We start from the raw sequence: 12,615 nt of genomic DNA, 5'->3' as shown, positions 1-12,615 counted from the left end.
GGTCTCCTCGTCCGCTCGGATCAGCCGTTCACGGGAAGGAGCGGGGTCTCCGATCCCGACGGCATGACGCGGTAGTGCGTGAGCACCTGCGTCATCGCCTTCTTGAACACCGAGCGGTTGGCCGACGACATGCGCTGCTTCTTGGGCTCGTCGAAGACCGTCAGGACAACATACTGCGGATCGTCGGCGGGAGCGTAGCCGACGAGGGACGTGAAGTAGAGGTTCGACTTGTAGCCACCCTTGCCGTCCGAGACCTGCGCGGTACCGGTCTTCCCGGCCATGCGGTAGCCGTCGATGGCGATGTCGTCGGCGAGCGTGCCCTGCGCGAACACGTTCTCGAGCATCAGCGAGACTTCTTCGGCGGTGTCCTCGGAGACGACCTGTTCGGGGTCGGCGAGCTCGGGCTCGATCACCGTTCCGTCGGCGAGCGTGCACGATTCGACGAGGGATGCCGGCATCTTCAGCCCCTTGTTCGCGAAGGTCTGGTAAACGCTCGCGACCTGCACCGCGGTCACCGTGAAGGCCTGCCCGAAGGTGGTCGTGTAGTACGTCTGGTTGTCCCACTGGTCGACGGGGTGCAGCGTGGTCGTCGGCTCGCCCGCCCAGTTCAGCCCGGACTGCTGGCCGACCCCGAACTTCTCGAGGTAGTCGTATCGGGTCTGCGCGTCGACGAGCGAGCCGAACTGCGACATCGCGACGTTCGACGAGTCGACGAGTCCACCGGTGAGGGTGAGGTTCTCGGTGACGTGGTCTTCGGAGTCGTTGATCACGGCGCCGTTGTCGAAGACCATCCTGTCGGGCACGGTCACCGAGCTCTCGTGCGTGGCAGCGCCCTCCTCGATCACGGTCGCCGCGGTCACGGGCTTGAACGTCGAGCCCGGCTCGTACGAGAACCGGAGCAACCGCGATCCGCGGTCTTCCGGTTCGCTGGCGCCGGGGTCGTTCGGGTCGACGGTGGGCGTCTCGGCCATTGCGCGGATCTTGCCCGTCGCCGTCTCCATGACGATGATCCCGCCCCAGTCCGCCTGGAACCGGTCGGACTCCTCTGCGATGAGCTGCTGCATGTACCACTGCAGGTCGGCGTCGATCGTGAGCTGAAGGGTGCCGCCGTTGACGGCCGGCTCCTCGACGGCCGTCCCGGGAATCGTGACGCCGTCGGCACCGCGCTGATAGCTGATGCTGCCGTCGGTTCCGGTCAGACAGGAGTTCTGCATCTCCTCGAACCCCTCGAGCGGGTCACCGTCACTGCCCACGAAGCCGAGGAGGTTTCCAGCGACCGCGCCGTTGGGGTACGTACGTGATGGGTGCGGATCGAACGTGAGGAAGGGGAGCTCGAGGTCGGCCAGCGCGCGGAACTCGGCGGTGCTGATGTACCGGTCGAGGTACTCGAACCGATCGGTGGGGTCGGCCGCGATGGCGTCGTTCACGATCGCGCGCACGTCGTCGACGTCCTGCTCGGTGACCTCGGCGATCCGCACCGCCAGCTCGTCCCAGGTGATCTTGACGGGCTTGCCGTCGTCGTCGCGGACGAGTGCACCGTTCTCGTCACGTTCATTGATCCCCTGCACGGCGAGCATCGGGTCGAGGTTCGCGTCGTAGAGGAGGTTGCTCGATGCGAGCACGGCGCCATTCGCGTCGACGATGTCCCCGCGGGATGCCGCGATCTCGGAGGTCGTCTCCATCCCCTTGTCGCGGGCGTCCTGCATGTGCTGGCTGGCGTTGACGATCTGGATGTCGACCAGCCGCACCACGAACGCCACCAGCACGATCAGCACGACGGCGAGGGCGACGACTGTCCGACGGCGTGGGCCACGGGTTGCTCGAGTCGTCATGCTTCTCAGTGTGTGGTCGGGGTCGGGAGTCCGTCGGTGATCGCAGGGGGTGTCGGCGTATTCAGCAGCAGCTGCTCATCGACGGACACGCCCGAGGCGATACTCGCCTCGGGGTCTGTGACCAACGGGACACCACTCACGAGTGCGTTTCCGACCGCGGCGCGCTTGAGTGCCTCGATGCTGGACCGGTCGGACGCTCCTGCACCCGAGCCGAGCGTCTTGCCGTCGGAGAGCTGCAGATAGTTCGGTGCGCCGCCGGCGACCAGTCCGAGTGCCGCGGCGTTCGCCGCCAGGAACTGTGGCGAACTGAGGCCCGCGATCTCCTCCTGGAGGATCTGCTTCTCCCACGTCATCGAGCGTTGCTGTGAGGTCAGCTCGCGCACCTCGTAAGCACCCTGTGTGGTGAGAATCGACAATCCCATCTGGATGCCGCCGATGGCGACCGCGCCGGCCACTGCGACGATCCCGAACACGAGGCGAGGTCGGCGGCGGGGCCGGGCTTCGGCGAGGACGCGCAGGCGATGCCCCACCCGCTCGATGGGACGGACGTCGACGACCGCGGTCTGTGCCTGGATGCTCATGCGGCCTCCCTGACTCGCTCGGCGGCGCGCAGGCGTACCGGCGCGGCGCGCGGGTTGCGCAACTTCTCTTCATCCGAGGCGAGCTCGGCGCCCTTCACGAGCAAGCGGAACTTCGCTGCGTGCTCGGGCGGTTCGATGGGGAGTCCGCGGGGCGCGGTCGACGTCGAGGCATCCGCGAAGATGCGCTTGACGAGCCGATCTTCGAGCGACTGGTACGACATGACCACGATGCGCCCACCGACGGGCAGCAGGTCGAGTGACGCCGGCATCGCGCGCTCGAGCACGGCGAGCTCGCCGTTGACCTCGATGCGCAGCGCCTGGAACACGCGCTTCGCAGGGTGCCCCGAGCGCTCACGCTGCACGGCGATCGGCGTCGCCGCGATGAGGACGTCGACGAGCTGCGCGGAGCGGGTGAGCGGCGCTTCCTGGCGAGCGGCGACGATCGCGCGGGCATACCGGCCCGCGAGCTTCTCTTCGCCGTAGCGCTCGAAGATGCGCCGCAGGTCGCCCTCACCGTAGGTGGCGACGATATCGGCCGCGGTGACCGGTGCCGTCTGGTCCATCCGCATGTCGAGCGGCGCATCCTGCGAGTAGGCGAACCCGCGGTCCGCCTCGTCGAGTTGCAGCGACGACACGCCCAGGTCGAACAGAATGCCGTCGACGCGGTCACGACCCGTCGAGCGAACCGCCTCGGCGATGCCGTCGTAAACGGTGTGCACGAGCGTCACGCGGTCACCGAATCGCTGGAGCCGCTCCCCCGCGATGCGCAGCGCGTCCGTATCGCGGTCGAGCCCGATGAGGTGCGCGTTCGGGAAGCGCTCGAGCATCGCCTCGGAGTGGCCGCCCATGCCCTCGGTCGCGTCGACGACGACGGCGCCCTCGTGCTGGAGCGCGGGGGCGAGGAGCTCGACGCAGCGGTCGAGCAGGACGGGGGTGTGGATCTCGTCGAGGGCCATGATGTGTCGGGCCGCTCCTCGGCTCCGATCCCCATCCGCTCCGACCTGGCACCGGGGAAGTGTGTCAGGGCGTGCGGCTGGGAGTCGCAACCGAGGATCAGAACAGTCCCGGGATCACCTCCTGCTCCATGTCCGAGTACGCGTCTTCGTTTCCGGCGGCGTACGAGTTCCAGGCATCCGCGTGCCAGATCTCGGCGTGCGCACCGACACCGGTGACGACGAGCTCCCGCTCGAGGCCCGCGTAGGTGCGCAGGTGCGGCGGGATCGTGATGCGGTTCTGGGAGTCGGGCTTCTCGGCGCTCGCGCCCGACAGGAACATGCGCTGGAAGTCGCGCGCCTGCTTGTTCGTGAGCGGCGCCTCGCGGATCCGCTCGTACACCCGCTCGAACTCGGCGGAGCTGAACACGTAGAGGCAGCGCTCCTGCCCGCGGGTGATCACAACCCCCGGCCCGAGGTCGTCGCGGAACTTCGAGGGGAGGATGACGCGGCCCTTCTCGTCGAGCTTGGGGGTGTGCGTGCCCAACAGCATCAGCGTCTCCCCCCTCTCCCGGCCCAGTGAAGTTGGCGCCACTCTACTCCACTTCCCTCCACTTCGCTATCCAAACGTGGGCGCGCCGAACCCTCGCGTCGTTCCGCGGAACGGCGGGACGATCGCGCCCCTCAGCGGACCTCAGTGGTCGTGCGGGCGCACAAAAAAGCACCGACCCGGAGGTCGGTGCTCATTTGGTGGAGGAGTGTGGAGGCGTTCCGCTCAGCGGTCTTCGTTCCGCCGATCCCAGCGGTCGTTCATGCGATCCATGAAGGACGCCGAGGACCGTGCGGGTGCCGGCTTGCGTGTGCCGGTGGATGCCGCGCGGCCGACGGTCCCGCCACGAGCGGGGGTGAAAGCGAGGACGACACCGCCGACCATCACGACGAAGGCGATGACACCGATCACGATGAGGGAGCTCGCGACACCGACGACGAGGCCGGCGATGCCGAGGAGCACGATGACGCACCCGTAGACGATGTTGCGGTAGCTCAGTGCACCGCCGCTTCGGTCCGCGCTGACGACGTCGGCGTCGTTGCGCATGAGATGGCGTTCCATCTCGTCCAGCAGACGCTGCTCCTGCTCTGACAGTGGCATGCATCCCCCTCGGGTCGGTCTCCCAATAGTACGCGTGTGCGTCCTCACTAGGCTAGGCCCGTGTCCTCCCTCGATTCGCCGATCGCCGCCGTTTCCCAGCGAGTCGAGAGGTTCGTCGACGAGCAGCGCGACGCGGTCGCAGGCTTCGGCGACGAAGCCGCGGCGTTCGTGGCATCCGGCGCCGACGCGGTCACGGGTGGCAAGCGCCTGCGCGCCCGATTCTGCCTCGCCGGGTGGCGCGCGGTGCGGGCCTTCGACGGGAAGCCCGAAGGCGACCTCCCCGACGCCGTCGTGGCCGCAGCAGCGGCGCTCGAGATCTTCCATGCCGCGGCGCTCGTGCACGACGACATCATCGACAACTCGGACACGCGGCGTGGCGCGCCGTCCGCGCACCGCGCGTGGGAGCGGCGGCACCACACCGCGGGCTGGGCCGGTGATGCCGATGCCTTCGGCCGCTCGGCGGCGGTGCTGCTCGGCGACCTGCTGGTGGCATGGAGCGACGACCTTCTCGAGGAGGGGCTGCGCACCGGCATCGACCAGACGCTCGCCGCGGCAGCGCGACGCGAGTACGCGCGGATGCGGCGCGAGGTCACGATCGGCCAGTTCCTCGACGTCGCGGAGGAGTCCGCGTACCGCGTCGTCGATGCGTCGACCCACGCGAATCGCGCGCTCCGTATCGCGTCGCTGAAGTCCGCGCGGTACAGCGTGCAGCATCCGCTCCTCCTCGGCGCAGCGCTGGCCGGCGCAGACAAGGCGCAGTACGACGCACTGAGCGGCTTCGGGCACCCCGTTGGAATCGCGTTCCAGCTCCGCGATGACGTCCTCGGTGTGTTCGGCGACGCGGCCGCCACCGGCAAGCCCGTCGGGGACGATCTGCGCGAGGGCAAGCGCACGCTGCTCGTCGCGTACACGCGCGAACGGCTCAGCGCCGGTCCGCTGCGAGCGTTCGACGAGCTCCTCGGCGACCCCGAGCTGACCGCCGAGCAGGTCGGCTTCCTGCAGCAGACGATCGTCGAGACCGGCGCACTCGAGCGCGTGGAGGCGCACATCGCCGCGGAAGCCGCCGATGCCGATCGGCACCTGCGTGGTGCCGCACTCGGGCACGCCTCGGTCAGTGAGCTCCGCGATCTCGCGCGCGCCGCGACGACGCGGACCGCCTGAGACCGCTCAGCGCAGCGGTCGCTCCTCCGCGGTCAGGCCAGCGACTGCGCGACGCGGCGCACTTCGCTCTTGCGACCCGCGCGCAGCGCGAGGATGGGTGCCGTCCCGATCGACTCCTCGGGCGCGAGCAACCAGTCGATGAGCTCGTCGTCCGAGAACCCGGCATCCTGCAGCACGATCACCGTGCCCCGCAACGACCCGACCGGCACACCGTCGACGAGGAAGATCGCCGGGACGCGCGGAGCGCCGTGCCGACGGGATGCCACGAGCTGACGTTCGTCGAGCAGGCGACGGACCCGCCCGAGCGGCTCTCCGGTCAGTTCGACGAGTTCCGGAAGACTCAGCCACTCGGTCTCGGTGGGGATCTCAACACTCACCGTCCCACTATCGCATCCTCACCGCTCACCGCGAGCGCGGGCACGTTCGACCACAGCAGTCACATCAGTCACATCAGTCACCTTGATTGACACCAGTCACCATCCGTGACACGGTGTGCGCGAAGAACACGACTGGGGTCGTGCACGTCTGGGGACGAACGAAGGAACGCGCTTTTGCACCGGACTGCCCTCGCCTCTGCGACCCCGCTCCGACTCGGGACGCCCGCCGTCCTCGGCTCGATCGCGCTGTCACTCTCGGCGCTGCAGGCCACGCCGGCCACCGCTGCGCCGGCCGACTCGCATGACCTCCCCCGTCCCGTCGCGACGCCGACACCGCCCGCTCCGGCGACTGTCGTCGGTATCGCCGCATCGTCGTCGGCGGTGCGAACCCACTCGGTCGCCGCCGGCGACACCGTCACGGCGATCGCCGCGAAGCATGGCCTCCGGACCCGCGATGTGCTCACGTGGAACGGACTCACGTGGCGGTCGGTCATCCACCCCGGCGACATCCTCCGGCTCGGACCGGCCGACGCGAAGCCTGCCGCGTCGAAGCAGACGTCGAGCCGAACCACAGCGACCACCCGCACCACCGCGAAGACCCACACCGTCCGCAGCGCCGACACCCTGTGGGCGATCGCACAGCGACACGGTGTGTCGGTCGCAGCGCTCGCGTCCGCCAACGGGCTCGGCGACGCCACCATGATCCGCCCCGACCAGACGCTCACGATCCCCGGGACCGCGAAGGTGACGCGCGCTGCGGCGCGCACGCCCGCGGCATCCGAGCGAGCAACGGCGAAGAGCCACGAGGTGGGCACCGGCGACACCCTCTGGCAGATCGCCGCCCGACACGACGTGTCCCTCGCGGACCTGCTGGGGGCCAACGGCCTCGATCAGGCATCGATCATCTACCCCGGGCAACGGCTCCAGATCCCGGGCGCGGCGCCACAGCATGTGTCGTCCACGTCGAGCGCAGCCACCGTCGCCCTCGACGACGAGCAGATCGCGAACGTCCGCACGATCATCGATGTCGGCCGCAGTCGCGGGGTCTCGCGCGACGGCATCGCGATCGCCCTCGGGACCGCGATGGTCGAGTCGTGGATCCGCAACCTCGACTGGGGTGACCGGGATTCGCTCGGGCTCTTCCAGCAGCGTCCGAGTGCGGGCTGGGGCTCGGAGTCCGAAGTGCGGGACACCCGGCGCGCGGCCGCGGCGTTCTTCGGCGGGTCGCAGGACCCGAACGGCAGCGACACGCGTGGCCTCCTCGACATCGACGGCTGGGAACGCATGTCGTTCGGCGAGGCGGCGCAGGCAGTGCAGATCTCGGCCCACCCGAAGCGGTACGGGCCGTGGGAGGAGCAAGCACACCTGTGGATCGACCTCTACGGGTGAGACCCGCCGGATCATCGGCGTTTTCACGGCGTCGGCAGGGTGAGCCGCTGCCCGGGCACGCGGCATCCGCTCCGTAGACTCGGAGCGTGAGTACGAGCCAGCCGACCGACCCGCTGATCGGCCGCCTGGTCGACAGCCGGTACCGGGTGCGCGCTCGGATCGCCCGTGGCGGCATGGCGACGGTCTACGTCGCCACCGATCTGCGGCTCGAGCGCCGCGTCGCGCTCAAGGTCATGCACGGGCACCTCTCGGACGACACGGTGTTCCAGAACCGGTTCATCCAGGAGGCGCGCTCAGCCGCGCGGCTCGCCGACCCACACGTCGTGAACGTCTTCGACCAGGGCCAAGACGGCGAGATGGCCTACCTGGTCATGGAGTACCTGCCCGGCATCACGCTCCGCGAACTCCTGCGCGAACAGAAGCGACTCACCCTCCCCCAGACGATCACGATCATGGACGCGATCCTGTCCGGGCTCGCCGCCGCGCACCGAGCCGGGATCGTGCACCGCGACGTGAAGCCCGAGAATGTGCTCCTCGCCGAAGACGGCCGCATCAAGATCGGCGACTTCGGCCTCGCACGGGCCACGAGCGCGAACACCGCCACCGGACAGATGCTGCTCGGCACGATCGCATACCTCGCGCCCGAACTCGTCACCCGCGGCACCGCGGACGCCCGCAGCGACATCTACGCGCTCGGCATCATGCTGTTCGAGATGCTCGCCGGCGAGCAGCCGTACAAGGGTGAGCAGCCGATGCAGATCGCGTACCAGCACGCGACGCACTCGGTGCCGCGACCGAGCACGAAGAACCCCGGCGTCCCCGAGCAGCTCGACGAGCTCGTCCTGTGGTCCACCGAGCGCAACCCCGAGGACCGACCGACCGACGCCCGCGAGATGCTCGACCGGCTCCGCGAGATCCAGAAGGAGCTCGGCGTCTACCCGCAGGTCGTGCGTTCGACCCCGGCAGGTGCGTCGGTCGTCGTCGAGGACGCGCTGGACTCGGACGAGCTCACCAAGGTCATGCCCGGCACGTTCACCGCACCGAGCGTCACTGCGGAAGTCGACAACGCGACGCGCCTGCGCACCGTCGCGCGGCGCCGCTCGGTCAAAGGCGGCTGGCTGTTGCTGATCGTCCTCCTGCTCGCAGCCGTCGCCGGCGGCGCCGGCTGGTGGTTCGGCAGCGGGCCGGGTTCGCAGACCTCGGTCCCCGACGTCGAGGGGATGAGTTTCGCGGCGGCTTCCGACCTGCTCGCAGAGTACGACCTGACCGCCGTCGAAGAGCGCGTCCACGATCTCGAAGTGCCGGCGGGAGACGCGCTCGGCTCGGACCCGAAGGCGGGAACGTCGCTCGATCGCGAATCCACCGTGACGATCTCGATCTCGGCGGGCCCCGCGACCGCCGATTTGCCGCGCCTGCAAGACCGTGAAGCCGACGCCGTGGCATCCCTCCTCGAACAGGTCAACATCTCTGTCGCCGAGACCAACCTGTTCTTCACGAGCTTCGACGCGGATCGCGTCGTCCGCGTGTATGTCACGCCGGGCGCCGGCACCGAGCCCGTCGAGTGCACCGAGGGTTGCTCCGTCCTGCAGGGCTCGACAGCGGAACTGCGCGTCTCGCTCGGCCCGGTCCCGGACGTCACCGGCGACACGGAAGACGAAGCCCGCGACACGCTCCGCGAGGTCGACCTCGAGGTCGAGACGACCGAGGAGTACAGCAGCGACGTCGAGGCGGGCCGCGTGATCCGGATGCTCGAACGCGACGGCGGCGGAAGCTTCCGCCCCGGCGACACCGTGAGCCTCGTGCTCTCGAAGGGGCCGGAGCTGTTCGAGGTGCCGAGTGTCGTCGGAATGACCCGCGACAACGCCGCGCAGACCCTCCGCGATGCCGGCTTCGAGCCGTCGTACTCCGCGCTCTGGAACGTATGGCCCGACGGGCTCACCGAAGTGACGGCGCAGGATCCGGGCGCCGGCGCGTTCCGCCAGGCAGGCGCCGAGATCACGGTGCAGATCACCGCCACCGGCTGACACCCAAAACGCGCGCACCGAACGTCGCGAGCCTCCACTCGTGTCACGCGGATCGGGCGGATCCGGGACACAGGTGGAGGCTCGCGTGCAGGCGGTGCCCGACGGTCAGCGCTTCTCGAGCTCCTCGGCCACGAGGAATGCGAGCTCGAGCGACTGCATGTGGTTCAGGCGCGGGTCACACAGCGACTCGTAGCGCGTGGCGAGGGTGGCCTCGTCGATCATCTCGGAACCACCGAGGCACTCGGTGACGTCGTCACCGGTGAGCTCGACGTGGATGCCGCCGGGGAACGTGCCGACCGCGCGGTGCGCCTCGAAGAAGCCGCGGACCTCGTCCACGACATCGTCGAAGCGACGCGTCTTGTAGCCGGTGGGCGTCGTGATGCCGTTGCCGTGCATCGGGTCGGTAACCCACAGCGGCGTCGCGCCGGAGTCCTTGACCGCCTCGAGCAGCGGGGGCAGCGCGTCACGGATCTTGCCGGCGCCCATGCGGGTGATGAAGGTCAGACGACCCGGCTCGCGCTCGGGGTCGAGCTTGTCGATGAGCGCGAGGGCGGTCTCGGGCGACGTCGTCGGGCCGAGCTTGACGCCGATCGGGTTGCGGATCTTCGAGAAGTAGTCGACGTGCGCACCGTCGAGCTCGCGCGTGCGCTCACCGATCCACAGGAAGTGGGCCGACGTGTTGTACGGCGTGTGCGTGCGCGAGTCGATGCGCGTCATGGGGTGCTCGTAGTCCATGAGCAGACCCTCGTGGCCGGTGTAGAACTCGACGCTGCGGAGCTCGTCGAAGTTGGCGCCGGCCGCCTCCATGAACTTGATGGCGCGGTCGATCTCACCGGCGAGGCCCTCATACCGCTGGTTGGCGGGGTTGGTCGCGAAACCCTTGTTCCAGCTGTGCACCTCGCGCAGGTCGGCGAATCCGCCCTGCGTGAACGCACGAATGAGGTTCAGGGTCGACGCTGCCGTGTGGTACCCCTTCAGCAGCCGGTTCGGGTCGGGCTGCCGCGAGGCGGCGGTGAAGTCGTACCCGTTGACGATGTCGCCGCGGTACGCGGGCAGCGTGACATCGCCGCGCGTCTCGGTGTCGCTCGAACGGGGCTTGGCGAACTGGCCCGCCATGCGACCCATCTTCACGACCGGCATCGAGGCGCCGTAGGTGAGCACGACGGCCATCTGGAGGACCGTCTTGATGCGGTTGCGGATCTGCTCAGCAGTCGCGCCCGCATACGTCTCGGCGCAGTCGCCGCCCTGGAGCAGGAATGCCTGCCCGGATGCCGCGCGCGCGAGGCGGTCACGGAGGTTGTCGACCTCGCCGGCGAAGACGAGGGGCGGGAGGGTCGCGATCTCGGCGGAGACCGCAGCGACGGCGTCCGCGTCGGGCCACAGCGGCTGCTGCTTGATCGGGAGCGAGCGCCAGTGGTCGAGAGAGGTGGGCATCCCTCAATCCTACCGGCGAGCGGGGGACGCCCGGCGCCGTGTGTCGCTCAGTCGGATGCCGCGGCGATCCGCTCTTTCACGGTCGAGGCGTACACGTCCGCGTACTCCTGCTCGCCGAGCCGGTGAAGCGCCACCATGATCTCGTCGGTCACCGATCGGAGGACGTACCGGTCGGACTCCATGCCGTGGAACCGGCTGAAGTCGAGGGGCTCCCCGATGATCATGCCGACGCGTCCGACTCGCGGGATGGACCGACCGATCGGCATGACCTCGTCGGTGCCGATCATGACGACAGGCACGACGGGGACGCGCGCGGTCAGTGCCATGCGCGCGAGCCCGGTGCGTCCGCGGTAGAGCTTGCCGTCAGGGCTGCGAGTGCCTTCGGGGTAGATCCCGAGGAGGTCACCTCGCCCCAACACCTGAAGACCGGTGTTGAGGGATGCTTCGGAGGCCTTCCCACCGGTGCGGTCGATGGGGATCTGGCCGGTCCCCTTCATGAAGAGTTTGGTGGCCCGGCCGCGGAGCCCCTTGCCGGTGAAATAGTCGCTCTTGGCGAGGAACGACATCGGCCGGTCGATCATCAGCGGGAAGAAGATCGAGTCGCTCACCGAGAGGTGATTGCTCGCGATGATCGCGGCGCCGGTGGACGGCACGTTGGTGCGGCCGACGATCCAGGGCCGGAAAACGGCCTTCACGACGGGTCCGATGATGAGGTACTTCAGGATCCAATAGATCATCTGGCACGGCTTCCGGCGAGGTCGGCCACGCCGATGAGTCCGGCGTCGTTGCCGAGCGTCGCGATCGCGAAGGATGCCACGGCGTGCTCGCCGTAGCCGGGGACGGCAGTCGCGTATGCCGAGCGCAGCGGCTGCAGGAGCCGCTCGCCGAGGTCGGCGACGCCGCCGCCGATGACGAACAGCTGCGGGTCGAGGACGGCCTGGAACGCACCGCATCCCTCACCGAGCGCGGTGGCGACACGGTGCACCGCCTCGATCGCACCGGGGTCACCCTCAGCGATCAGCCGCGCCATCGCGGCCGCGGGGACGATGCCTTCGGACGTGCGTGCGGCTGCGAGGCCCGCACCAGCTCCTCCGGATGCCGCGATGTCAGCGGCCTCGCGCTGCAAGGCCCGGCCGGACGCATACTGCTCGAGACAGCCACGCTGGCCGCAGCCGCAGGGACGCCCGCCGCGCTCGAAGCGGATGTGCCCGAGTTCCGCCGCGGTGCCGTTGCCACCGAGGAGGAGTTCCCCGTCGATGATGACTGCGCCGCCGACGCCCGTACCGAGCGTGATCATGACCATGTCGCGCACGCCGCGACCGGCACCGAATCGGAACTCGCCCCACCCTGCGGCGTTCGCGTCGTTCTCGAGGGTGACCGGTCGACCGATCCTCGCTTCGAGTTCCGCGCGGAGCGGTTCCTCGCGCCAGTCGATGTTCGGCGCGTGGAGGATGACCGATCTCGACGCGTCGATGAATCCGGCGGCGGCGACACCGACCGCGCGGACGTCATGCACCGCGGTGAGCTCGGCCACCATGTCGGCGACGGCATCCGCGAGCGCGCTCGGATCGATGGGCGTGGGGACGCGCCGCTGCTCGAGGATCGTGCCGTCCTCGGCGACCACCCCGCCTGCGATCTTCGTTCCACCGATGTCGATGCCGACGTTGCGCACGCGATTCCTCTCCGGCCGCGCACGGGTCCGCGCGGCATCCGAGAGTCTAGTCCTGGGGAATCA

General features: G+C 69.1%; 12 protein-coding genes. 3 read left to right on the top strand and 9 right to left on the bottom strand.

Annotated elements, in window-relative coordinates:
• Positions 1–20 precede the first annotated feature (20 nt).
• The 5 genes from QNI14_RS11835 to QNI14_RS11815 form a co-directional block, all read right to left on the bottom strand.
• Entirely contained in the window at positions 21–1,832 is a 1,812-nt protein-coding gene (locus QNI14_RS11835; RefSeq protein ID WP_283716828.1) for a peptidoglycan D,D-transpeptidase FtsI family protein, read from the bottom strand.
• 5 nt (positions 1,833–1,837) lie between these two features.
• Complete coding sequence (gene ftsL, locus QNI14_RS11830) at positions 1,838–2,413, bottom strand: cell division protein FtsL (RefSeq protein ID WP_283716827.1); 576 nt, start codon at positions 2,411–2,413, stop codon at positions 1,838–1,840.
• Complete coding sequence (gene rsmH / locus QNI14_RS11825) at positions 2,410–3,369, bottom strand: 16S rRNA (cytosine(1402)-N(4))-methyltransferase RsmH (protein ID WP_283716826.1); 960 nt, start codon at positions 3,367–3,369, stop codon at positions 2,410–2,412. Before rsmH ends, ftsL begins: the two co-directional genes overlap by 4 nt.
• A 97-nt stretch (positions 3,370–3,466) precedes the next feature.
• Positions 3,467–3,898 carry a division/cell wall cluster transcriptional repressor MraZ gene (gene mraZ, locus QNI14_RS11820; protein ID WP_283716825.1) on the bottom strand — a complete coding sequence of 144 codons (432 nt, stop codon included), beginning with the start codon at positions 3,896–3,898 and terminating at the stop codon, positions 3,467–3,469.
• A gap of 222 nt (positions 3,899–4,120) precedes the next feature.
• Complete coding sequence (locus tag QNI14_RS11815) at positions 4,121–4,495, bottom strand: DUF3040 domain-containing protein (RefSeq protein ID WP_283716824.1); 375 nt, start codon at positions 4,493–4,495, stop codon at positions 4,121–4,123.
• Between the two features lie 60 nt (positions 4,496–4,555).
• On the opposite strand from QNI14_RS11815, the gene QNI14_RS11810 reads away from it, so the two are divergent.
• A complete protein-coding gene (locus QNI14_RS11810; protein ID WP_283716823.1) occupies positions 4,556–5,656 on the top strand; it encodes a polyprenyl synthetase family protein in 1,101 nt (366 codons plus the stop codon).
• Positions 5,657–5,688: 32 nt separating this feature from the next.
• Here the strand turns inward: QNI14_RS11810 and QNI14_RS11805 are convergent, their stop codons facing one another.
• Positions 5,689–6,033, bottom strand: coding sequence for an Rv2175c family DNA-binding protein (locus QNI14_RS11805; RefSeq protein WP_283716822.1), 345 nt, complete (start codon positions 6,031–6,033; stop codon positions 5,689–5,691).
• A 174-nt stretch (positions 6,034–6,207) separates the two neighbouring features.
• Between QNI14_RS11805 and QNI14_RS11800 the strand changes: the two genes are divergently transcribed.
• Both QNI14_RS11800 and pknB read left to right on the top strand, forming a co-directional pair.
• Entirely contained in the window at positions 6,208–7,422 is a 1,215-nt protein-coding gene (locus QNI14_RS11800; protein ID WP_283716821.1) for a LysM peptidoglycan-binding domain-containing protein, read from the top strand.
• A gap of 86 nt (positions 7,423–7,508) precedes the next feature.
• Complete coding sequence (pknB, locus tag QNI14_RS11795) at positions 7,509–9,446, top strand: Stk1 family PASTA domain-containing Ser/Thr kinase (RefSeq protein WP_283716820.1); 1,938 nt, start codon at positions 7,509–7,511, stop codon at positions 9,444–9,446.
• Positions 9,447–9,551: 105 nt separating this feature from the next.
• On the opposite strand, the gene QNI14_RS11790 is transcribed toward pknB, so the two are convergent.
• Genes QNI14_RS11790 through QNI14_RS11780 form a run of 3 tightly spaced genes read right to left on the bottom strand, consistent with a single transcriptional unit; the run spans position 9,552 to position 12,552 of the window.
• Positions 9,552–10,880: a class II 3-deoxy-7-phosphoheptulonate synthase gene (locus QNI14_RS11790; RefSeq protein WP_283716819.1), complete on the bottom strand. Its 1,329-nt coding sequence runs from the start codon at positions 10,878–10,880 to the stop codon at positions 9,552–9,554.
• A 47-nt stretch (positions 10,881–10,927) separates the two neighbouring features.
• A complete protein-coding gene (locus QNI14_RS11785; protein ID WP_283716818.1) occupies positions 10,928–11,617 on the bottom strand; it encodes a lysophospholipid acyltransferase family protein in 690 nt (229 codons plus the stop codon).
• Entirely contained in the window at positions 11,614–12,552 is a 939-nt protein-coding gene (locus QNI14_RS11780; RefSeq protein ID WP_283716817.1) for an ROK family glucokinase, read from the bottom strand. Before QNI14_RS11780 ends, QNI14_RS11785 begins: the two co-directional genes overlap by 4 nt.
• Between the last annotated feature and the right edge of the window lie 63 nt (positions 12,553–12,615).

The organism is Microbacterium dauci (assembly GCF_030065535.1).
GTDB lineage: Bacteria > Actinomycetota > Actinomycetes > Actinomycetales > Microbacteriaceae > Microbacterium > Microbacterium dauci.
Note: the sequence above shows the minus strand (reverse complement) of the source record. Positions and strands in the feature narration are given on the sequence as shown.